The 21,881-nt window shown below is 61.1% G+C and carries 21 protein-coding genes; 9 read left to right on the plus strand and 12 right to left on the minus strand.

Annotated features, from left to right (window positions below; translation table 11 throughout):
* Both E1573_RS20750 and E1573_RS20755 read right to left on the minus strand, forming a co-directional pair.
* Entirely contained in the window at positions 1-384 is a 384-nt protein-coding gene (locus E1573_RS20750; RefSeq protein ID WP_133216436.1) for a PaaI family thioesterase, read from the minus strand.
* Positions 384-2,702: a Tex family protein gene (locus E1573_RS20755; RefSeq protein ID WP_133216437.1), complete on the minus strand. Its 2,319-nt coding sequence runs from the start codon at positions 2,700-2,702 to the stop codon at positions 384-386. Before E1573_RS20755 ends, E1573_RS20750 begins: the two co-directional genes overlap by 1 nt.
* A 240-nt stretch (positions 2,703-2,942) precedes the next feature.
* On the opposite strand from E1573_RS20755, the gene ompR reads away from it, so the two are divergent.
* Together ompR and E1573_RS20765 are read left to right on the plus strand one after the other, a co-directional pair.
* Positions 2,943-3,683: a two-component system response regulator OmpR gene (gene ompR, locus E1573_RS20760; protein WP_133216438.1), complete on the plus strand. Its 741-nt coding sequence runs from the start codon at positions 2,943-2,945 to the stop codon at positions 3,681-3,683.
* Between the two features lie 127 nt (positions 3,684-3,810).
* Entirely contained in the window at positions 3,811-5,124 is a 1,314-nt protein-coding gene (locus tag E1573_RS20765; protein WP_133216439.1) for an ATP-binding protein, read from the plus strand.
* A 74-nt stretch (positions 5,125-5,198) separates the two neighbouring features.
* Here the strand turns inward: E1573_RS20765 and rimK are convergent, their stop codons facing one another.
* Entirely contained in the window at positions 5,199-6,104 is a 906-nt protein-coding gene (gene rimK / locus E1573_RS20770; RefSeq protein ID WP_133216440.1) for a 30S ribosomal protein S6--L-glutamate ligase, read from the minus strand.
* The gene (locus E1573_RS20775; protein ID WP_133216441.1) at positions 6,101-6,583 is read right to left on the minus strand and encodes an ATP-dependent zinc protease; all 483 of its coding nucleotides are present in this window, start codon (positions 6,581-6,583) and stop codon (positions 6,101-6,103) included. Before E1573_RS20775 ends, rimK begins: the two co-directional genes overlap by 4 nt.
* 141 nt (positions 6,584-6,724) lie before the next feature.
* Between E1573_RS20775 and E1573_RS20780 the strand changes: the two genes are divergently transcribed.
* From E1573_RS20780 to E1573_RS20800, 4 genes are all read left to right on the plus strand, one after another.
* Entirely contained in the window at positions 6,725-7,126 is a 402-nt protein-coding gene (locus tag E1573_RS20780; protein WP_133216442.1) for an RNA-binding S4 domain-containing protein, read from the plus strand.
* A 62-nt stretch (positions 7,127-7,188) separates the two neighbouring features.
* Positions 7,189-8,091, plus strand: coding sequence for an Hsp33 family molecular chaperone HslO (gene hslO / locus E1573_RS20785; RefSeq protein WP_133216443.1), 903 nt, complete (start codon positions 7,189-7,191; stop codon positions 8,089-8,091).
* Between the two features lie 179 nt (positions 8,092-8,270).
* Positions 8,271-9,818 (plus strand): phosphoenolpyruvate carboxykinase, encoded by a 1,548-nt coding sequence (locus tag E1573_RS20795; protein WP_133216444.1) that lies wholly within the window; start codon positions 8,271-8,273, stop codon positions 9,816-9,818.
* A gap of 138 nt (positions 9,819-9,956) precedes the next feature.
* The gene (locus E1573_RS20800; protein WP_133216445.1) at positions 9,957-10,385 is read left to right on the plus strand and encodes a thioesterase family protein; all 429 of its coding nucleotides are present in this window, start codon (positions 9,957-9,959) and stop codon (positions 10,383-10,385) included.
* A 37-nt stretch (positions 10,386-10,422) separates the two neighbouring features.
* On the opposite strand, the gene E1573_RS20805 is transcribed toward E1573_RS20800, so the two are convergent.
* The 4 genes from E1573_RS20805 to E1573_RS20820 form a co-directional block, all read right to left on the minus strand.
* Positions 10,423-10,905 carry a glycine zipper domain-containing protein gene (locus E1573_RS20805; protein WP_133216446.1) on the minus strand — a complete coding sequence of 161 codons (483 nt, stop codon included), beginning with the start codon at positions 10,903-10,905 and terminating at the stop codon, positions 10,423-10,425.
* A gap of 214 nt (positions 10,906-11,119) precedes the next feature.
* On the minus strand, positions 11,120-13,456 hold the full coding sequence (locus E1573_RS20810; RefSeq protein ID WP_133216447.1) for an FdhF/YdeP family oxidoreductase: 2,337 nt from the start codon (positions 13,454-13,456) through the stop codon (positions 11,120-11,122).
* Between the two features lie 2 nt (positions 13,457-13,458).
* A complete protein-coding gene (gene fdhD / locus E1573_RS20815) occupies positions 13,459-14,289 on the minus strand; it encodes a formate dehydrogenase accessory sulfurtransferase FdhD (RefSeq protein WP_133216448.1) in 831 nt (276 codons plus the stop codon).
* 92 nt (positions 14,290-14,381) lie between these two features.
* Complete coding sequence (locus tag E1573_RS20820; protein ID WP_133216449.1) at positions 14,382-15,269, minus strand: LysR family transcriptional regulator; 888 nt, start codon at positions 15,267-15,269, stop codon at positions 14,382-14,384.
* 84 nt (positions 15,270-15,353) lie between these two features.
* Here E1573_RS20820 and lysM point away from each other — a divergent pair, with 84 nt between their 5' ends.
* Positions 15,354-15,794, plus strand: a complete 441-nt coding sequence (gene lysM / locus E1573_RS20825) for a peptidoglycan-binding protein LysM (protein WP_133216450.1) — start codon at positions 15,354-15,356, stop codon at positions 15,792-15,794.
* Positions 15,795-16,039: 245 nt separating this feature from the next.
* Here the strand turns inward: lysM and yrfG are convergent, their stop codons facing one another.
* A complete protein-coding gene (gene yrfG / locus E1573_RS20830) occupies positions 16,040-16,711 on the minus strand; it encodes a GMP/IMP nucleotidase (protein ID WP_133216451.1) in 672 nt (223 codons plus the stop codon).
* 80 nt (positions 16,712-16,791) lie between these two features.
* On the opposite strand from yrfG, the gene nudE reads away from it, so the two are divergent.
* Both nudE and cysQ read left to right on the plus strand, forming a co-directional pair.
* Positions 16,792-17,358 carry an ADP compounds hydrolase NudE gene (gene nudE / locus E1573_RS20835; RefSeq protein ID WP_133216452.1) on the plus strand — a complete coding sequence of 189 codons (567 nt, stop codon included), beginning with the start codon at positions 16,792-16,794 and terminating at the stop codon, positions 17,356-17,358.
* The gene (gene cysQ / locus E1573_RS20840; protein WP_133216453.1) at positions 17,355-18,182 is read left to right on the plus strand and encodes a 3'(2'),5'-bisphosphate nucleotidase CysQ; all 828 of its coding nucleotides are present in this window, start codon (positions 17,355-17,357) and stop codon (positions 18,180-18,182) included. The genes nudE and cysQ overlap by 4 nt, the downstream gene beginning before the upstream one ends.
* Here cysQ and E1573_RS20845 read toward each other — a convergent pair.
* From E1573_RS20845 to E1573_RS20855, 3 genes are read right to left on the minus strand one after another with little or no spacing between them, the layout of a single operon-like run.
* Entirely contained in the window at positions 18,171-18,626 is a 456-nt protein-coding gene (locus tag E1573_RS20845) for a YiiD C-terminal domain-containing protein (protein WP_133216454.1), read from the minus strand. The two genes, cysQ and E1573_RS20845, sit on opposite strands and share 12 nt — an antisense overlap.
* On the minus strand, positions 18,623-20,035 hold the full coding sequence (locus E1573_RS20850; protein ID WP_133216455.1) for a sigma-54 dependent transcriptional regulator: 1,413 nt from the start codon (positions 20,033-20,035) through the stop codon (positions 18,623-18,625). The genes E1573_RS20845 and E1573_RS20850 overlap by 4 nt, the downstream gene beginning before the upstream one ends.
* Positions 20,032-21,846, minus strand: coding sequence for an ATP-binding protein (locus E1573_RS20855; protein ID WP_133216456.1), 1,815 nt, complete (start codon positions 21,844-21,846; stop codon positions 20,032-20,034). The genes E1573_RS20850 and E1573_RS20855 overlap by 4 nt, the downstream gene beginning before the upstream one ends.
* Between the last annotated feature and the right edge of the window lie 35 nt (positions 21,847-21,881).

A 21,881-nucleotide genomic window follows, 5' to 3' on the forward strand; every position in this document is an offset into this window, starting at 1 on the left:
CTACAGCAACGTGAAGGTTCCCTGTGCTTTTGCCACGCATTTTCCCTCTTGGCGCACATCGGCTTCGACCACAAACAGACGCCGGCCTGCCTGCAGAACCTGGGCAATGCACAACACCTCCCCGTCACTGACGGGGCGCAGGTAGTTGATCTTGCATTCTATGGTCACGCTCTGCTGATCAAAGCCGTGGGCGCTGGAACAGGCCAGGCCCATGGCGATGTCCACCAGGCTGAACAGTGCACCACCGTGTAACTTGCCGCCGCGATTGCGCAAATGCGCTTCCACCGACAGGGTTACTTCTGCAACACCTGGTTCCAGGCGCTGCAGACGGCAACCGAGCAACTGACTGAAGGCGCTGTACACGACCTCTTCGGGAACCTCCATCACTTCTTCTTCAGCTGTTTGGCGTTGGCGAACAGCGCGGCCATGGCATTGTTGGCCGGAGCCGGCGTTTCCTTGGCACGCGGTGCTGCGCTTTGCTGGCGCGGGGCAGAGCCTGGGCGGCTACCACGAGCGCCATCGATCTTCTCGCCTGGGGTGTCGCTCATGCGCATCGACAGGCCGACCCGTTTGCGCGGAATGTCGACTTCCATGACCTTGACCTTGACCACGTCGCCGGCTTTGACCGCTTCGCGTGGGTCTTTGATGAACTTCTCGGACAGCGCCGAGATGTGCACCAGGCCGTCCTGGTGGACGCCGATGTCGACGAAGGCACCGAAGTTGGTGACGTTGGTGACCACGCCTTCGAGGATCATGCCCAGTTGCAGGTCTTTGAGGTCTTCGACCCCTTCCTGGAATTCAGCGGTTTTGAACTCGGGGCGCGGGTCGCGGCCGGGTTTGTCCAGTTCCTGGAGGATGTCGGTAACCGTTGGCAGGCCGAAGGTTTCGTCGGTGAATTTTTTCGGGTCCAGGCGCTTGAGGAAACCACTGTCGCCAATCAGCGAGCGGATGTCGCGGTCGGTATCGGCAGCAATGCGTTGTACCAGCGGGTAGGCCTCAGGGTGCACTGCCGAAGCGTCCAGCGGGTTGTCACCGTTCATCACGCGTAGGAAGCCGGCGGCCTGTTCGAAGGTTTTTTCACCCAAACGGCTGACCTTTTTCAAGGCTGCACGGGTTTTGAAGGCGCCGTTGGCGTCGCGGTGGCTGACGATGTTCTGCGCCAAGGTGCTGTTGAGGCCGGAGATGCGCGACAGCAGGGCGACCGAAGCAGTGTTGACGTCGACACCGACGGCGTTCACGCAGTCTTCAACCACGGCGTCCAGGCCGCGCGCCAGTTTGAGTTGGGAAACGTCGTGCTGGTACTGGCCGACACCGATGGATTTCGGATCGATCTTCACCAGCTCTGCCAGCGGATCCTGCAGACGGCGGGCGATCGACACCGCACCACGGATCGAAACGTCCAGGTCCGGGAATTCGCGGGCTGCCAGTTCCGACGCCGAGTACACCGAAGCACCGGCTTCAGAGACCATGATCTTGGTCATTTTCAGCGCTGGATATTTTTTGATCAGCTCGGCAGCCAGTTTGTCGGTTTCGCGGCTGGCGGTGCCGTTGCCGATCGCAATCAGTTCTACCGAATGCTTGGCGCACAGGGCGGCGAGCACAGCGATGGTCTGGTCCCACTGGTTTTTCGGAACGTGTGGGTAGACCGTGGCGGTATCGAGCAACTTGCCGGTGGCATCGACCACCGCCACCTTGCAGCCGGTACGCAAGCCAGGGTCGAGACCGAGGGTGGCGCGCGGGCCGGCTGGGGCAGCCAGCAGCAGGTCGTGCAGGTTGTGGGCGAATACGTTGATGGCTTCGCTTTCGGCGTTATCGCGCAGTTCGCCGAACAGGTCGGTTTCCAGGTGGCTGTAGAGCTTAACCTTCCAAGTCCAGCGCACCACTTCACCCAGCCACTTGTCGGCTGGGCGGTTTTGGTTCTGCAGGCCGAAGCGTTCGGCAATCATCAGTTCGCAGGGGTGAAGGGTGCCCGGCAGTTCTTCGCCAACCTTCAGCGATGCAGCCAGGACGCCTTCGTTGCGACCACGGAAAATAGCCAGGGCGCGGTGCGAGGGTACGCTTTTGAGCAGCTCGTCATGTTCGAAATAGTCGCGGAACTTGGCGCCTTCCTCTTCCTTGCCGGCCACCACACGGGCGCTGAGCACGGCCTCCTGCTTGAGGAAGCTGCGCAGCTTGTCGAGCAGGCTGGCGTCTTCGGCGAAGCGCTCCATGAGAATGTACTTGGCGCCTTCGAGCGCGGCCTTGAGGTCGGCCACGCCTTTCTCGGCGTCGACGAAGCGCGCGGCTTCGGTTTCCGGGCTCAGTTGCGGGTCGTTCATCAGGCCATCGGCGAGTTCGCCCAGGCCAGCTTCCAGGGCGATCTGGCCCTTGGTGCGGCGCTTTTGCTTGTACGGCAGGTAAAGGTCTTCGAGGCGCGTCTTGGTGTCAGCCAGTTTGATCTCGCGGGCCAGTTCCGGGGTGAGTTTGCCTTGCTCTTCGATGCTGGCCAGGATGCTGGCGCGGCGGTCGTCCAGTTCACGCAGGTAGCGCAGGCGCTCTTCCAGATTGCGCAGTTGGGTGTCATCCAGGCTGCCGGTCACCTCTTTGCGGTAACGGGCGATGAACGGTACCGTCGATCCTTCATCAAGCAGGGCCACGGCCGCTTCGACCTGTTGCGGGCGGACACCGAGTTCCTCGGCGATGCGGCTGTTGATGCTGTCCATAAAACCACCTGACAAATTGTGAATACAAAGGCCGCGGGCGGGCGCCATGGGGCGCTTGAAGCGATGCGACGCTGGCTGAAAGGGGCGCATTATACCCAGCACGCCGGGCTTGCGGTGATAGCAGCGCGCCAGCTTCGGAGGCTGCGGAACTGGCGCACCGGGAAAAATCTGCTAACAATGCACACGGCACGGCCAATGGCGGCTAAGCCATAATGCGTGCCGAGATTAGAGGAGTAATTCATGAGCAGCACTGCACAAAACGCTGAAGGCGAAAAAATTCTCATCGTCGATGACGACCCGGGCTTGAGCAGCCTGCTGGAACGTTTCTTCACCAGCAAGGGCTACCGCGCCCGTGCAGTCCCCAATACCGAGCAAATGGACCGCCTGCTGGCCCGTGAAGTTTTCAATCTGGTGGTGCTCGATCTGATGCTGCCGGGCGAAGACGGCCTGACCGCCTGCCGCCGCCTGCGCGCCGCGAACAACCAGATCCCGATCATCATGCTGACCGCCAAGGGCGACGAGCTGAGCCGAATCAAGGGGCTGGAGCTGGGGGCCGACGATTACCTGGCCAAGCCGTTCAACCCTGACGAACTGATGGCGCGGGTCAAAGCCGTGCTGCGTCGCCAGGCCCCTGCCGTGCCGGGCGCACCCGGCAGCGAAGACGAAACGGTCACCTTTGGTGATTACGAACTGTCGCTGGCGACCCGCGAGCTCAAGCGTGGCGAAGAAGTACACATGCTCACCACCGGTGAGTTCGCCGTGCTCAAGGCGCTGGTCATGCATGCACGCGAACCGCTGACCCGCGACAAGCTGATGAACCTGGCGCGTGGCCGTGAGTGGGATGCGCTTGAGCGTTCCATCGACGTGCAGATTTCTCGTCTGCGCCGCATGATCGAGCCCGACCCTTCGAAACCGCGTTATATCCAGACCGTCTGGGGCGTTGGTTACGTGTTTGTGCCGGACGGCAATAGCGGTAAGTGATGTTCCGATTGTAGGAGCCGGTCACAGCAAGCAGGGCGGACCTTCGGGTTGCCCTGCTTTTGTCTGTGCCGAGATCCACAAAGCCTGCGAGCCATGCTCGTGCCTGCAAAGTGTGTAGCCGTTGTCGATGAAAACGCCCTTGTGGTTCCCGCAAAGCTTCTTCGCCCGCACCCTCTGGTTGGTGCTGATCGTCGTGCTGTTTTCCAAGGCGTTGACCCTGGTCTACCTGCTGATGAACGAAGACGTGTTGGTTGATCGCCAGTACAGCCACGGGGTGGCCCTGACCCTGCGCGCCTACTGGGCGGCGGACGAATCCGACCGCGACAAGATCGCTGAGGCGGCAGGGCTGATCCGGGTGGTGGGTTCCGGTGTCCCCGAAGGCGAGCAGCACTGGCCCTACAGCGAAATCTACCAGCGCCAGATGCAGGCCGAACTGGGTGCCGACACCGAAGTGCGCTTGCGCATCCATGCGCCACCGGCCCTTTGGGTGCGGGCGCCTAGCCTGGGTGATGGCTGGTTGAAGGTTCCGCTCTATCCGCATCCGTTGCGTGGCCAGAAAATCTGGAGCGTGCTGGGCTGGTTCCTGGCCATCGGCCTGTTGTCCACAGCGTCGGCGTGGATTTTTGTTCGCCAGCTCAACCAGCCGCTCAAGCGCCTGGTGTTTGCGGCCCGGCAACTGGGGCAGGGCCGTAGCGTACGGTTGCCGGTCAGCGATACGCCCAGCGAGATGACCGAGGTGTACCGGGCCTTCAACCAGATGGCTGAAGACGTTGAACAAGCTGGGCGGGAGCGGGAGCTGATGCTGGCCGGTGTGTCCCATGACCTGCGCACGCCCTTGACCCGTTTGCGCCTGTCGCTGTCGTTACTGGCCAATGACAGCGATCTGACCGACGACATGGTGCGTGACATCGAAGACATGGACGCCATCCTCGACCAATTCCTCGCCTTCATCCGTGACGGGCGCGACGAGCCGGTGGAAGAAGTCGACCTGAGTGACCTGGTGCGCGAAGTAGTTGCACCGTTCAACCAGCCAGAGGAGCGGGTACGCCTGTGCCTTGAGCCGATTCCACCGTTCCCGCTACGCCGGGTGTCGCTCAAGCGCATGCTCAACAACCTGATCGGCAACGCCCTGTACCACGCCGGCAAAGGGGTTGAGGTTGCGGCTTACGTGTCCGGTGATAGCAGCGCGCCTTACGTGGTACTGAGCGTACTGGATCGCGGGGCGGGCATTGACCCGAACGAGCTGGAAGGGATCTTCAACCCGTTCATCCGTGGTGATCGTGCCCGCAGCGGCAAAGGCACCGGGTTGGGGCTGGCAATCGTCAAGCGCATTGCCGCCCAGCATGGCGGCAATGTCGAGCTGCGTAACCGCTCTGGCGGCGGGCTGGAAGCCCGGGTGCGGCTGCCGCTGGGGCTATTGCTGCCGCGTGATGCGGTGTAACCAATGGTAGGAGCGGGCTTACCCCGCGTAGCGGTGTGTCAGTCGCATCGCATCGCGGGGCAAGCCCGCTCCTACTAGCCTTTTCCTTTCGTGCGGGTCAGATTTGGCCCGCCGTTCTTTTCCAGGTGCTCGATGATCATCCCGGCCACGTCTTTGCCGGTGGTAACTTCGATGCCTTCCAGGCCTGGCGATGAATTCACCTCCATCACCAACGGCCCGTGATTGGAACGCAGGATATCCACACCTGCCACGCTCAAGCCCATGACTTTGGCCGCGCGAATGGCGGTCATGCGCTCTTCGGGGGTGATCTTGATCAGGCTGGCACTGCCGCCGCGGTGCAGGTTGGAGCGGAACTCGCCGGGTTTGGCCTGGCGCTTCATCGAGGCAATGACCTTGTCGCCGACCACAAAGCAGCGGATGTCGGCGCCACCGGCTTCCTTGATGTATTCCTGAACCATGATGTTCTGTTTCAGGCCCATGAACGCTTCGATCACCGACTCGGCCGCCTTGGTGGTTTCGCACAGCACCACACCGATACCCTGGGTGCCTTCGAGCACTTTGATCACCAGCGGTGCGCCGTTGACCATCTGGATCAGGTCGGGAATGTCGTCGGGTGAGTGAGCAAAACCGGTGACTGGCAGGCCGATGCCACGCCGTGACAGCAGTTGCAGCGAGCGCAGTTTGTCACGCGAGCGGGCGATGGCCACCGACTCGTTCAATGGGAACACGCCCATCATTTCGAACTGGCGCAATACCGCGCAGCCGTAGAAGGTCACCGAGGCACCGATGCGCGGGATCACCGCATCGAAACCTTCGAGGGGTTTGCCGCGGTAGTGGATCTGTGGCTTGTGGCTGGCGATGTTCATGTAGGCGCGCAGGGTATCGATCACCACCACTTCATGGCCTCGTGCAGTACCGGCTTCAACCAGTCGACGAGTGGAATACAGACGCGGGTTCCGCGACAGCACAGCGATCTTCATGCAACACCTGTGGAGGGAGAAATAGTGGCCGGGAATGCCGGTTTGTCTTGTACGTATTTAAGGCCCGGATTGACCACCAGTTGGCCATGAATCAGGGCTTTGGAGCCAAGCAACAGGCGATAGCGCATGGCTTTGCGGCAGGCCAGGGTGAATTCGACCTCCCAAACCCGGTCGCCCAGGGCCAGCGGCGTGCGGATCACGTAGCGAACTTGCGCCTGGCCGTTGGAGCTCTTGATGGTTTTCATGGTCACCAGCGGCGCTTCGCAGCGACGGTGACGCAGTTGCACGACTGAGCCCAGGTGCGCATTGAAGCGTACCCAGGGCTGGCCATTGCGCTCGAAGGTCTCGACCTCGGTGGCGTGCAGGCTGGAGGTGCTGGCGCCAGTGTCGATCTTGGCGCGCAGGCCCGCCACGCCAAGGTCAGGCAGGGCCACCCACTCGCGCAGGCCGATCACAGTCAAATGGTCAAATGTCTTCAAATTGCTCAACCGGCATAGAAAGTCGCAAGGCCAGAAACGGCGTGCGCGACAGGTCGGTGAACTGTAAGCACGCCGCAGTTTTTTTGCATCCGCCAGATACGGTAGTACAGTTCGGTTAACGAAAAAATGCGGGGAAATGTCATGGCACAAAAGTCGGAAGAAGACGACAAAGTACGTCTGGATAAATGGCTATGGGCAGCACGTTTCTACAAAACCCGGGCGCTGGCCAAGGCGGCCATTGAAAGCGGCAAGGTGCACTGCCGAGGGGAGCGCTGCAAGCCTGGCAAAGAGCCACGGCTGGGCGACGAGTTTGTCTTGCGTACCGGCTTTGATGAGCGCACGGTGGTGGTCAAGGCGCTTTCGGTGGTGCGCAAAGGCGCCCCCGAGGCCCAGACGCTGTATGAGGAAACTGCCGAGAGCATCGCGCGTCGGGAGCAGGCCGCAGCCATGCGCAAGGCCGGAGCGTTGGGCGTCAGTACCGATGGTCGGCCCAACAAGAAGCAGCGGCGCCAACTCCACCAGCTTCACGACAGCGCCGGTTAACGGGCGCGGGGCGCACTGATAAACTAGGCGCCATTAACTCATTTACGTGAAAACCCGAACCCATGTCTGAATTGCCGGATACCGATTACACCCAACGCTTCCTCTTCGACGACCGCGATGTACGCGGTGAAATGGTCGGGCTGGAGCGCAGCTACGCCGAAGTGCTGGCCAAGCACCCTTACCCGCAGCCAGTTGCACAACTGCTGGGTGAGTTGATGGCGGCAGCTGCGCTGCTGGTCGGCACGCTGAAGTTCGATGGCCTGTTGATTCTTCAGGCGCAGTCGAGCGGCCCGGTGCCCCTGCTGGCCATCGAATGCACCAGCGAGCACGATATTCGCGGCCTGGCGCGCTATGAGGCCGAGCAGATCAACGATGATGCAACTTTGGCTGATTTGATGCCTGGCGGGCATCTGGTGCTGACCATCATTCCGGTTAACGGCCAGCGTTATCAGGGTACGGTGGAGCTGGACGGCAAGGACCTGTCGGAATGTTTCACCAACTATTTCGTCATGTCCCAGCAGGTCAATACCTGTATTTCCCTCGCTGCTGACGGCCAGCGCGCTCGCGGTCTGCTGGTGCAACAGCTGCCTGCCGACCGCCAGAAGGACATCGAAGAGCGTGAGGAAAGCTGGAACCACGTCAAGGCTCTGGCCAACACCGTGAAGGCTGAAGAGCTGTTGGGCCTGGACAACGAAACCGTGCTGCATCGCCTGTATCACGAAGATGCCGTGCGCCTGTTCGATATCCAGCCATTGCGCTTCCGCTGCAGCTGCTCGCGGGAACGTTCCGGTAATGCGTTGGTCAGCCTCGGTGAACAGGATGCAATGGCGTTGCTCAATGAACATGGCGGCAAGATCGAGGTCGATTGTCAGTTCTGCAACCAAAGCTATGTGTTCGATGCCGCCGATATTGAGCAATTGTTCGCCGGTGGCGGTGTAGACGCGCCGTCAGATACTCGGCACTAAAACGTTTCATCACAGGTAAATCTCCTGTCTAACGCCGGAAAATCGCCGTTCTGACAGGAGGGCTCTACTTTTTTTGGGCGTTTCTGGCATAATCCGGCCACTTTTTTCGCTGTAGTAGTTTTCAAAGCTCTACTACAAAACGTTTGGAGCACTCGGCCTCAGGCCGGATGGGGAATCTCATGACGCAAGCCAACAACACCGTGTACACCGACCTGAGCGTCGATGAGCTGGTAAAAGAAGCGCTGAACCGCGGTGAAGGCGAGCTGGCCGATACTGGCGCACTGGTTGTGAAAACTGGTCATCGTACCGGTCGTTCGCCAGTCGACCGTTTCATCGTCGAAGAGCCGTCCACTCAGGACGCCATCGCCTGGGGCCCGATCAACCGCAAGTTCCCGGCCGACAAGTTCGATGCCCTGTGGGACCGCGTTGAAGCGTTCAACAACGCACAAGAGCACTTCGTTTCCTACGTTCACGTAGGTGCGGCCGCCGAGCACTACCTGCCGGTGAAAATGACCACCCAGACTGCCTGGCAGAACCTGTTCGGCCGTTGCCTGTTCATCAATCCGGAGCCGGGCAAATACAACCCTGCCCAGCGTGATGAGTGGCAGATCCTCAACGTTGCCAACTTCGAGTGCGTGCCTGAGCGTGACGGCACCAACTCCGATGGCTGCGTGATCCTCAACTTCGCCCAGAAGAAAGTGCTGATCGCAGGCATGCGTTACGCCGGCGAAATGAAGAAGGCGATGTTCTCGGTACAGAACTTCCTGCTGCCAGCTGCCGACGTTTTGCCAATGCACTGCGCCGCCAACATCGGCGAAGAAGGCGATGTCACCCTGTTCTTCGGTCTGTCCGGTACCGGTAAAACCACCCTGTCGGCCGACGAAAGCCGTTACCTGATCGGTGACGACGAACACGGTTGGGGCGAAGGCGTTGTCTTCAACATGGAAGGCGGCTGCTACGCCAAGTGCATCGACCTGTCCGAGAAGAACGAGCCGGTCATCTGGAAAGCTATCAAGCACGGCGCGGTGCTGGAAAACGTCATCATCGATGACAACAAGCATGCCGACTACACCGATGTCAGCCTGACCCAGAACAGCCGTGCTGCCTACCCGCTGGAGCATGTTGCCAAGCGTGCCGAAGCAAACCTGGGTGGCGAGCCGAATGCGGTCATCTTCCTGACCTGCGACCTGACTGGTGTACTGCCTCCTGTGTCGATCCTGAACAACGAGCAGGCGGCCTACCACTTCCTGTCCGGCTACACCGCGCTGGTCGGTTCTACCGAAATGGGTTCGGGCGGCGGCATCAAGTCGACCTTCTCCACCTGCTTCGGTGCACCGTTCTTCCCGCGTCCTGCGGGCGAGTACGCTGAGCTGCTGATCAAGCGTATCAACGGCTTCGGTTCCAAGGTCTACCTGGTTAACACCGGCTGGACTGGCGGTGGCTACGGCGTTGGCAAGCGCTTCAACATCCCGACCACCCGTGCGGTGATCGCGGCGATCCAGAGCGGCGCATTGGTAGGTGCTGAAACCGAGCACCTGGACATCATCAACCTGGACGTACCAAAACAGGTTCCTGGTGTTGAAACCGTTCTGCTCAACCCGCGCAACACCTGGGCTGACTCCGCTGCTTACGATGAAGCAGCCAAAGGCTTGGCAAACCTGTTCATCGAGAACTTCAAGAAGTTTGAAGTTTCCGACGCCATCAAGGCCGCGGGTCCACAGCTGTAAGCTGAAGACTGCGTGACGCAAAAAGCCGCCCTCATGGGCGGCTTTTTGTTTTCGGCGTGTAGGAGCGGGCTTGCCCCGCGATACGATGCAACGGCCAGTCTACAATCGCGGGTCAAGCCCGCTCCTACCAGGTGAATCATGTCTGAAGCTCTGCAGCGCCACCAATACCTTCATCATCAGCCCATCCTCACCCGCTGGCAGGACAGCGACCTCAACGGCCATATCGCTGGCGCTATGGTGTACAGCTACTTCGACACAACGATTCAGGCATTCCTGCAGCAACACGCAGGCCTGGACCCTCAGGACGGTGAAGTGATGGGGTTTGTGGTGAGTTCGGCTGCAGACTTTTTCGCCTTGCCTGCGTTTCCTGACACCCTTGAGGTCGGCTTGCGTGTTGCGCGCCTGGCCGGCAGTACGGTGGAGTATCAGTTAGGTCTGTTTCAGGCGGGAGAGCAGCAGCCTTGTGCTGCAGGTAAGGTGGTGCAGGTGTTTATCGAGCGGGCTTCGGGGCGGCCGATGCAACTGCCAACAGCCCTGCAGGCAGCATTGCTGCGCCTGCAGGGCTGATTGACGCTATAGAGGCTGGGCCTGGGCCCAACCGTGCTTAGCGGTGACGCCAGTGCTTCTTGTGCTTGCGATGGCCATAGTGGTGACCACGGTCATAGTGACGGTGGTCGTCGTAGCCACGACGATAGCGACGGGCATCGTCACGTTCGTCTTCATCGGCCCTGTTGCCCAGGTAGTTACCCAGGGCGCCACCAGCACCACCACCTGCGGCTGCACCGATGTAACTGCCGGTAGTGCCGCCCACGCTGCGACCTACCACGTTACCGCCAGCTGCGCCCAAGGCGCCGCCAATTGCCGCTTCGCCACGCTGGCGTTTGTCGGCACCCAGTGCACCACCAGCTGCACCGCCCAGGCCGGCGCCGATGGCACCACCGGTGCTTCCGCCGACCGATTGGCCGACCACCGAGCCCAGTACCCCACCCAATGCGCCGCCAATACCGGCTTCGGTATTGCCGCCGGCTGAGGCAACGCCACTGAGCAGGCCAAAAGACAACAACAGAATCGAGGAGTACTTCATCAAGAGAGCCTCATAGGGATGACGAGGCGATCCTGAGGCTGGAGAGGGGGCGCTGGCAACGCAAATCCGACGAGTAACACGACTTGTACACAATTCGCTAAGTTATTGTTTTTTCGGTGAAACTTTATTGATTTTACGCTGTCTGAGCTTACTTGGAACAAGGCCCCGGCATCGCTGCCAGGGCCTTTTTTGTTGGGTTTTCGAACCGAAGATTCTGTCAGAGGATGCGAGCGTTGTCGCCGGCTGCTTCGAGTTTGATCGCGACAAATTTCGACGTGGGTGTATGGCTGCCATCGCCCACGCTTTCCAGCGGCACCAGCGGATTCACTTCCGGGTAATACGCCGCTGCCTGACCGGCCGGGATGTCGAACGCCAGCAAGGTGAAGCCTTTGACCCGCCGTTCACGGCCATCGCTCCACAACGAGACGATATCGGCCTTCTGTCCCGGATGAAAGCCCAGGCGGATGATGTCGGCTTCGTTGGCGAACAATACGTTGCGCTGACCTTTAACGCCACGGTAGCGGTCATCTAGCCCGTAGATAGTGGTGTTGTACTGATCGTGAGAGCGCATCGACTGCATGATCAGGTCAGGCACTTGACCAGTTGCGCGTACGCGCTCGTGCAGCAGATCGTCCGGCAGGCCATTGGCTTTGAAGTTTGCCCGCCCTGTGGCGGTCTTCCATTGGCGTTGTCCGGCACTGCTGCCCAGGTAGAAGCCACCTGGATGTTCGAGGCGCTGGTTGAAGTTGTCGAAGCCCGGAATGGTGTCGGCGATCAGGTCACGGATGCGGCCGTAGTCGGCCACCAGCCAGTTCCAGTCGACCGGTGTGGCGCCGAGGGTGGCAGCAGCAATACCAGCGATTACTGCAGGCTCTGAGCGCATGTACCGCGACAAGGGCTGCAGTTGGCCGTTGGAAGCGTGCACCATGCTGAACGAGTCTTCCACCGTGACTGCCTGCGGGCCTTCGCTTTGCAGGTCGATATCGGTGCGACCGAGGCATGGCAGGATCAACGCCTGCTTGCCATGAATAAGGTGGCTGCGGTTGAGTTTGGTGCTGATTTGTACCGTCAATTCACAACTACGCAAGGCTTGGGCGGTGCGCTCGGTGTCGGGTGTCGCCTGGGCGAAGTTGCCGCCAAGGCCGATGAACACCTTGGCCTGGCCGGCCAGCATGGCACCGATGGCTTCGACGGTGTTGTGACCATTGTGGCGTGGCACCTTGAAGCCGAAGCGACGCTCTAACGAGTCAAGCAGCGCCACTGGCGGGCGTTCGTTGATGCCCATGGTGCGGTCGCCTTGCACGTTGCTGTGGCCGCGTACCGGGCACAAGCCTGCACCCGGCACACCGAGGTTGCCGCGCAGCAGCATGAGGTTGGCAATTTCTTGAATGGTTGCCACCGAATGGCGGTGCTGGGTAATGCCCATGGCCCAGCACATGATGACCTTCTTCGCCTTGCAGTACATCCGTGCGGCTTGCTCGATTTGCGCAAGGTTCAGGCCGGACTGGCTTTCAATTTGTTGCCAGGAGGTGTTGTCGACAGCGGCCAGGTAATCAAGCACGCCGTGGGTGTGTTGATTGAGGAATTCATGGTCGAAGATGGCCGGGGCATTGTTGGCCTGGGCCTCGCGCTCCCACTGTAGAAGGAACTTGGCCATGCCGCGCAATACGGCCATGTCGCCGCCCAGGGCCGGGCGGAAGTACGCGGTGTTGGTCGGACGGTCGCCGTTGGTCAACATCTCCAACGGGTGCTGCGGGTGCTGGAAGCGTTCCAGCCCTCGTTCTTTGAGCGGATTGACGCAGACTACCTGCGCGCCACGTTTGACCGCCTCGCGCAACGGTTCAAGCATGCGCGGGTGGTTGGTGCCGGGGTTCTGGCCCCAGACAAAAATCGCATCGGCGTGCTCGAAGTCATCAAACGTCACCGTCCCTTTGCCGACCCCGACACTCTGGCCCAAGGCAACGCCACTGGCCTCGTGGCACATGTTTGAGCAGTCCGGGAAGTTGTTGGTGCCGTAGGCGCGCACGAACAGCTGATAGAGGTAGGCCGCCTCGTTGCTGGCCCGGCCCGAGGTATAGAACTCAGCCTGGTCGGGGCTTTCGAGGTTGTGCAGGTGGCTGGCGATCAAGGCAAACGCGGTGTCCCAGTCAATCGGGCGGTAGCGGTCGGTGCTTGGCTCGTACACCATAGGCTCGGTCAACCGGCCCTGGTATTCGAGCCAGTAGTCACTCTGGCCGAGCAACGAAGTTACGCTGTGGCGAGCAAAAAACGCCGCATCGACACGTCGTTTGGTGGCCTCCCAGTTCACCGCCTTGGCGCCGTTCTCGCAAAACTTCACCATGCCGCTTTCCGGCGAGTCGCCCCAGGCGCAGCCCGGGCAGTCGAAGCCACCGTTCTGGTTGGTCTTGAGCAGGGCGCGGATGTTCTTCAGCGCGTTGTCACTGCCGATCCAGGCCTGTGCCACGCTGCGCAAGGCCCCCCAGCCGCCCGCAGCACCGTGGTAGGGCTTATATCGGGGAACGGGCTTTTGGTCGGCTTGATGATGCAGGCTCACGGTCAATCCTCCAGCACGGGGCTGAACACCCGTGGCGCACTGTGTTTAGGCAGATGGATCAGGTTAAGGTTGTGCTGGCGTGCCCACTGCAGCGCCAGGCCGGTCGGAGCCGAAAGGCTGACCAGGGTTTGAATGCCGGCGCGCAGGACTTTCTGGATCAACTCCAGGCTGCAGCGGCTGGTGACAATCGCCAGGCCACCATCGAGGCTGATGTGCTGGCGCAGCAGGGCGCCGATCAGCTTGTCGAGCGCGTTGTGGCGGCCAATGTCTTCACGCCCCAGCAGCAGCTCACCTTGGTTATTCATGAACAGCGCTGCGTGCACGGCGCCACAGTGCTGGCCCAAGGGCTGGAAAGCATCGATACGCTGGCGCAGGCCATCTAGCCAACGGGCGGGCGGAAGCGGAGCGCCAGGTAACGCCTTGAGCTGTGGTAGCGCTTGCTCCAGGGCTTCGACCCCGCACAGGCCGCAACCGCTGGTGCCGGCCAGTTGCCGGCGCTGGTCTTTCAAATTCCAGAAGGCGCGGCTGGCGATTTCCACCTCAGCGCTGATGGCCGACCCGCGACCGGTGAGCTTGAGGTCATAGATGTCGTCTGGCGAGCTGACAATGCCGCTGCCCAGGCTGAAACCTACAATAAAGTCTTCAAGGTCTGTGGGGCTGACCAGCATGACCGCCTGGTTGATGCCGTTGTAGGCAATCCCCAAGGCAACCTCTTCGGCCAGCGGAGTGTTGGCCTGGCTGTGGTCGGTCAGGTGGCTGTAGTCATAGTTGTTGCTGGCCGCGGGCGCAGTCAGGGGAGCCGACGCCGCGCAGGCCGGAGGTGTTGTACTCATCAGAGATACCGGCGGCTGGTCTGAATTAAGCCTAGGCTTGCGCTCGGTTATCGTCTAATCGCTAATCCTGATGCCTTGATAGAGCGTGTCGATCAGGCACGGCTTTGCATGGCCTGAAATTCGGCCAGACAGGCTTCGGCCAGCGCCGAGCGTGGCGCTGTGCGCCGCATGATCAGGCCCAGTGGAGCGAGGGTACTGGCCTGTTCGATCGGTTGCAGGCGCAGCCGTTCGGTGAGAACTTCAAGACCTGCCGCCAGCGGCATGATTGCACAACACAAGCCACCACCGACTGCCTGAACCAGCTGATGGACGGCATCGGTTTGCAGCAGCAACCGGGGCTCCAGGCCACGGCTGTGGAAGTTGTGATCAATCGACTGGCGAAAATGCATGCCAGCAGTCAACAGGCCCAGCGGCAATTCAGCCACTGTTTGCCAGCTTAATGGCTGCTGCTCGAAGGAGAAGTGATCTGGGTCATACAACAGCCCCATGCGAGTCTCCCCCAGCGGCAGGGAAAGAAAGCGTTCCTGGTCGAGGCGATCCAGATAGGAAACGCCCAGGTCCAGGCGGTTGCTGGTCAGTTGCTCGAGGATTTGTTCGGAGCTTAGCGCGCTGAGTTCGAAGTTCAGGTCCGGGTGCTGCTGATGCAGGCGTTGCAACAGCGGCAGTGGGTCGAAGCTCGACAGCGGCACCACGCCCAGGCGCAAGTTGCCGACCAGATGACCGCGACAGGCGGCGGCTTCAGCGTGCAGGCCATCGTAAGCGGCAATTACGGTACGGGCCCAGGCCAGTACCCGCTCGCCCTGGGCGGTGAAGCCTTCGAAGCGCTGGCCACGGTTGACCAAGGCCAAGTCCAGCTCCTGCTCCAGGTTACGCAGGCGCATGGACAAAGTGGGCTGAGTCACGTGACAGCGCGCCGCAGCCTGGCCGAAATGCCGGGTTTCATCCAGTGCGATGAGGAATTTCAGTTGTTTGATGTCCATCGTCGCTCCTTGGCGTAAAGCAGGCGAAGCATTCTAACCTGTCCTAGACTGCATTCTCCGAGATTCATCACCAAGGAGAGCGGTATGAGCATATTCAGCTTTATCAAAGAGGCCGGTGAGAAAATCATCGACCTGCTGACCCCTGGGAATGCCAATGCCAGTGAGCAATTGAAAGAGCACGTGGCAAAAGTTGGTCTTGGAAATCCGAACATCCAGACCACAGTCGAGGGCGACAAAGTAACGGTTACCGGTGAAGTAGGCAGCCAGGAAGAGAAGGAGAAGATCCTCCTGGCGTTGGGCAACATTGCCGGTGTTGCCACAGTTGATGACCAGATCACCGTTACCGGGCCCGTAGTGGCTGCTGCCCGCTTCGTTGTGGTGAAAAAGGGCGACACCCTCAGCGCCATCTCGCTGGCCGTGTATGGCAATGCCAACCAGTACAACAAGATATTCGAGGCCAACAAACCGATGCTCTCGCATCCTGACAAGATCTACCCTGGGCAGTCCCTGCGCATTCCAGAGTAGGGGTCTGAGACCTTACGGTAGGGGCGGGCTTGCCCCGCGATGGCGGTTCGTCTGTTACATCGCCTCGCGGGGCTAGCCCGCTCCCACAGATCAGTGCGGTAGGAGCGGGCTTGCCCCGCGATGGCGGTCCGTCTGTTACATCGCTTCGCGGGGCTAGCCCGCTCCCACAGATCAGTGCGGTCGGAGCGGGCTTGCCCCGCGATGGCGGTTCGTCTGTTACATCGCTTCGCGGGGCTAGCCCGCTCCTACAGGTCTTGAAGGCCTTCGAGCAGCGTTCGGTAGTCTTCTACCGCAGCGAACTCCTCGGTATCACGCGGCCCTTTGCGGCTATCTGGCTGGCGCACCGCAAGCAGGTGGGCCACGCCAAAGCGGCGAGCACTGCGCAGGATCGACAAAGTGTCATCGATAAACAGGCTGCGCGCTGGCGTGAAGCCAATATCGGCCTGCAGTGCATCCCAGAATTGCGGATTCTCTTTGGGATAGCCGTAGTCATGCGAACTGATCAGGCGCTCGAAGTAGGGCGCCAGTTCGACCTTTTCCAACTTCAGTGACAACGAATCACGGTGGGCATTGGTGATCAGGATCACCCGCTTGCCAGCCTGTTTGATGGCCTGAAGGAACGTGTCGGCGTCTGGGCGCAGGGCAATCAGGTGCGCGGTTTCCAGTTTCAGGTCACGGACCGAGAGATTCAGCTCGCGGCTCCAGAAGTCCAGGCAGTACCAGTTCAGTGAACCGGCGTGGCGTTCGAACAGTGGTTGCAGCTCCAGATTGGCCATCGCCAGGCTGACGCCGTGCAGATCGGCATAGCGCTGCGGCAGGTGTTCGAGCCAGAAATGATTGTCGAAGTGCAGATCCAGCAAGGTGCCGTCCATGTCCAGCAGAACGGTATCGATGGTGGACCAGGCTAAAACAGGCATATGAAATTCTCGGACAGTCAGGGCAGCAGTGGCCGGGCAAGCCACGGTATAGTAACCCGTTCACGCCCAGGAGCCTCCCCATGCGCCAGAAACCCACCGTACTCTCCCGCGAGATTGTCGCCAGCAGCCGTTTGTTTCGGGTCGAAGCCGTGCAATTGCGCTTCGCCAATGGTAACGAGCGTACCTATGAGCGGTTAGTGGGACGTGGCAACGGCTATGGTGCGGTAATGGTCGTGGCCATGCTCGATGCCGAGCACGCAGTGCTGGTGGAAGAGTACTGTGGCGGCACCGACGAGTACGAACTGTCGTTGCCCAAGGGGCTGATCGAGCCGGGTGAAGATGTGTTGGCAGCAGCAGACCGCGAACTCAAGGAAGAAGCCGGTTTCGGTGCGCGTCAGCTTGAGCATCTGACCGAGCTGTCGTTGTCGCCAGGCTACATGAGCCAGAAGATCCAGGTGGTGCTGGCCACTGACCTGTACGAGGAGCGCCTTGAAGGCGACGAGCCGGAGCCGATGCGCGTCGACAAGATCAACCTGCGCGAATTGTCTGCACTGGCTCAGCACCCACAATTTTCCGAAGGCCGTGCGCTGGCCGCGCTGTACTTGGTGCGTGACCTGCTGACGCAGCGCGGGGCGTTCAGCGCATGAACGACCCGCAATTGATGCTCCAGGTGGTCGAGCTGGCTCGTCAGGCAGGCAAGGCCATCCTGCCGTTCTGGCGTGCAGAGGTAGCGGTGACGGCCAAAGCCGATGACTCACCGGTGACCGCCGCTGATCTGGCTGCCCATGAGGTGATTGCCAAGGGCTTGCGCGCGCTGGCCCCAGAGATTCCCGTGCTGTCTGAAGAAGACTGCAACATCCCCTTGAGTGAGCGTCAGCAGTGGCAGCGCTGGTGGCTGGTCGATCCGCTCGACGGCACCAAAGAGTTCATCGCTGGTACCGACGAATTCACTGTCAATATCGCCCTGATCGAGCAAGGCCGTGTGGTATTTGGTGTGGTGGCGATGCCGACGGACGGTCGCTGCTACTACGGTGGGCAAGGCATCGGTGCCTGGTGCGCCAAAGCCGATGCCGCGCCTCAAGCTATTCAAGTGCGATTGGCACCGGCTGCAGGTGAGCGTTTTACTGTGGTTGCCAGCCGACGTCATTCCAGCCCGCAGCAAGAAGCCTTGCTGTCCGGTTTGAGCCGCGCTGTCGGTGAGTTGCAACTGGCCAATATCGGCAGTTCATTAAAGTTCTGCTTGTTGGCTGAAGGCGCTGCTGATTGTTATCCGCGCCTGGCGCCAACGTCCCAGTGGGATACCGCAGCCGCTCAGGGTGTGCTGGAGGGCGCGGGGGGCGAAGTGCTCGGCCTCGACGGTCAGGCCTTTAGCTACCCGCCGCGCGAGTCGTTGCTCAACCCGCATTTTCTGGCTATCCCAGCCGCTGCGGCGTGGCGCGAGCGGCTGTTGCAGTTGGCGTTAACGATGTAACACGTACTGGCCGCTGAACTGCACGGCGGCTTCATCGCTGTCAGCATTGCAGACGCGGGTGTTCAGGGTCAGACGTGCGCGCCCGCGGCGCTGGTAGGTGGCAATAAAGCGCTCCCAGACCTTCTCCTCCGGTGCTTCGCACACCGCGATCGCGGCACCCGTGACCGGCAACGGGTAGCTGATCTGGCCTTCCTGAATGACGATATGGCCGTCGTCGATCCCCGCTTCACGCAGGCGCAAGTGCAGCCAGCCCCAGCCCACCAGCACGGCTGCGCAGTACAGGCTGCCACCGAACATCGTGCTCTTGTGGTTGACGTTGGCCGCCAGCGGCAATTGCAGACGCAGTTGCTGGGCTTGCCAGTCGAGCACCTGCAGGCCCATCTCGCGGGTCAATGGAATGTCGCCATGTAACACTGATTGCAGGTATTGGCTGTCCGTGGTCATGGGCGGTTGTCCTCTGTGTCGTCGGTGCTGGCATTGCTGTCGGCGAAGCTCAAGCCATGTTTGCGTAGTTTGTCGTGCAAGGTTTTGCGCGGAATACCCAGCGCCTCGGCCAGGCTGCGCATCGAACTGTGCGATTGGCTCAGTTCGGCGGCAATCAGCGAGCGTTCGAACTGCTCCACCTGATCGCTGAGGTTGCCACCGGCGGCAATCGCGGGTTGTTCTTGCGGCTGTTCCGGTGCCTGGCCATCCAGCGCCAGTTCCAGGCCCAAGGCGAAGCGTTCTGCGGCATTTTGCAGTTCACGCACATTGCCCGGCCAGTTGTGGCGCAGCAACAAACCACGCTGCGCTGGCTGCAGGGTATGGGCAGGCAGGCCATGGCGTTCGCTGGCAGCATCTGCGAAATGCTGGAACAGCACCAGAATGTCATCGCCGCGCTCACGCAGCGGTGGAATACGCAGCGGCGCAACGTTCAAGCGGTAGTACAAGTCGGCGCGAAAGCGCCCCTGGTCAGCGGACTGTCGCAGGTCTTCCTTGGTGGCGGCGATGACGCGGATGTCCAGCGGGATCTGTTGGTTGCCGCCCAGGCGCTCAACCACCCGTTCTTGCAGCAAACGCAGCAACTTGACCTGCACATCCAGGCTCATGCTCTCGATTTCGTCGAGAAACAGAGTGCCGCCATTGGCGAACTCGAACTTACCGATCCGGCGCTTTTGCGCGCCAGTGAAGGCGCCGGGTTCATGGCCGAACAATTCGCTTTCGACCACCGACTCGGCCAGCGCGCCGGCGTTGATCGCGACGAAAGGACCATCGCGACGGCTGGACAGATCATGCAGGGCGCGCGCGACCACTTCCTTGCCCGCGCCGGTTTCACCGAGGATCAGTACATCGGCGCGGGTGGCGGCCAGGGCACCGATTTGTTCACGCAGGCGCGCCATGGCAGGCGATTGGCCTACCAGGCGGGTGCTCAGTTGCTGGCGATCGCTCAGGGCCAGGCGCAGGCTGCGGTTGTCCAGCACCAGGCGGCGCAGGGCCAGGGCACGCCGCACGCTGTCGAGCAGGGCATCACTGGCAAACGGCTTTTCGAGAAAGTCGTAGGCACCGGCACGCATGGCCTGTACCGCCAGGGGTACGTCACCGTGACCGGTGATCAGCAACACCGGCAAGTCAGGGTCTTGAGCGTGTACTTGTCGCAACAACTCCAGGCCGTCGATGCCCGGCATGCGGATATCGCTGACCAGCACGCCAGGCCAGTCGGGCTCAATGCGGGTGGCCAGGTTCTGGGCATCGCTCAACGACAGGACTTTAAGGCCGGCAAGATCCAGGGTCTGACTCAAGGCCTGGCGCAGGTGCGGGTCGTCGTCGACCAGAATCACCTGAATGCGGCTGTCGATGGGCGGCTCGGTGGTCATGCCGATGGGTCCTCTGAAGTGTGCAGGTTGGCGCCGGGTGTGGCCACGCGCAGTTGCAGGGTGAGCAGAGCGCCACCTTCGGGGTGGTTGCCGAGCAGCAACTCGCCACCCAACGCCCGCATCAAGGTATCGCAGATCGCCAGGCCCAGGCCAAGACCCTGAGTGCGTGTCTTGGTAGTGAAAAACGGTTCGCGTGCCCGAGCGAGTGCTTCGCTGGTAAAACCCGGGCCGTTGTCGCGAATGTACAGGTAGACGTTGCCTTCACGCTGTTCGGCACTGAGCATAAGCCTGCGCGGGTTGGCTTTTTCGGTCAGGGCGTCGAGGGCGTTGGCCAACAGGTTGCCCAATACCTGACGCAGGCGGGTTTCACCGGCCTGCACCCACAGCGTGGCGTCGGGTAAATCACGCACCAATTCCACCGCCATGGCACGTCGGCGCTTGGCCAGCAGGGCCAGGGCGTCGTCCAGCGCGGGCTGCAGGGCCACGCTTTCCGGTGCATGGCGGTCGCGACGGGCGAAGGCGCGCAGGTGGGCAATGATCGAGGCCATACGCCCGGTCAACTCGCTGATCAGCTTGAGGTTGCTGCGGGCATCATCGATGCGTTGGTGGTCGAGTAGAATTTCCGCGTTTTCGGCATAGCTGCGGATTGCCGCCAGCGGCTGGTTGAGCTCATGGCTGATGCTCGCCGACATGGTGCCCAATACCGACAGTTTGCCCGCTTGAACCAGCTCGTCCTGAGCACGCACCAGTTCTTGCTGAGCATGCTCTCGCTCCAGTACTTCGCTTTTCAGGCGTGTGTTCAGGCCTTCCAGATCGGCGGTGCGCTCGATCACTCGCTTTTCCAGTTCGTGGCGAGCGTGGGCCTCAAAGTCGATACGGTCCATGTAATGGCGGCGACGCTGCATCATCAGGCCCAGCAACAGCATCAGCACCATCAGGGTGGCGCTGCCGATCGCCACCACAGTGTTCACTGAACGGTCGATCAGGGTGCGCGGCGCCAGGATGCTGACCTTCCAACCGGTTTCTTCGATGTCCTGGGTCTGGATCAGCCAGGCGTCAGGGACGAGATTCAGGGGCTGGGGTGCCACTGTCGGGTACGGCTGGATGGCGATGATGGCCTCGCGTTCGGCGTCGGTCAGCGGGCGCGTGGCACGGAAACGCCAGTCGGGCCGTGAGGTAAGGATTACAACGCCGTTATGGTCGGTCACCAGCAGTTGTTCGGGTGTCTTGCCCCACAGGTTTTCGGTGTGGTCCAGATCGACCTTGACTACTAAAGCACCGATGATTTTCTCGCCATCGCGCACGGCAGCGGCGAAAAAGTAGCCACGCTTGGCCGAAGTGGTGCCCTGGCCGAAGAAGCGCCCCAAGCGCCCTTCTATCGCGTCGGAGTAGTAGGGGCGAAAGGCGAAATTACGTGCGACGAAGCTGTCTTTCTTGTCCCAGTTGGACGCCGCCAGGGTGTTGCCCTTGGTGTCCATCAGGTACATGACTTCGGCGCCGGTCTGGGTGGTGATGTCTTTGAGCAGGCGATTGGCGTTGGTCAGCGTTTCCAGGCGCAACGGGTCGGCCAGCACTGCGCGTAGGGCTGGCAGGTCGCCGAGGATCTGCGGCAGGGTTTCGTAGCGGTGCAGGGTGCCGAGCAGGTTGGCTACGTACAGGTCGAGAGTCTGGCGGTTTTGCCCGGCCAGCTCGCCTTGGTAATAGTGTTTGGCCAAGTGCTGCAACGGCCACAGCAACGGCGCCAGGCACACCGCCAGCAGTGCCAGGCTACGCCATCGCGGGCGACGGGGGAGGGGTGGAATCTTGTTCATCGTAAGTGCGCCAGAATGATCTGGCGCATTATGCG

The organism is Pseudomonas sp. H9 (assembly GCF_004353925.1).
GTDB lineage: Bacteria > Pseudomonadota > Gammaproteobacteria > Pseudomonadales > Pseudomonadaceae > Aquipseudomonas.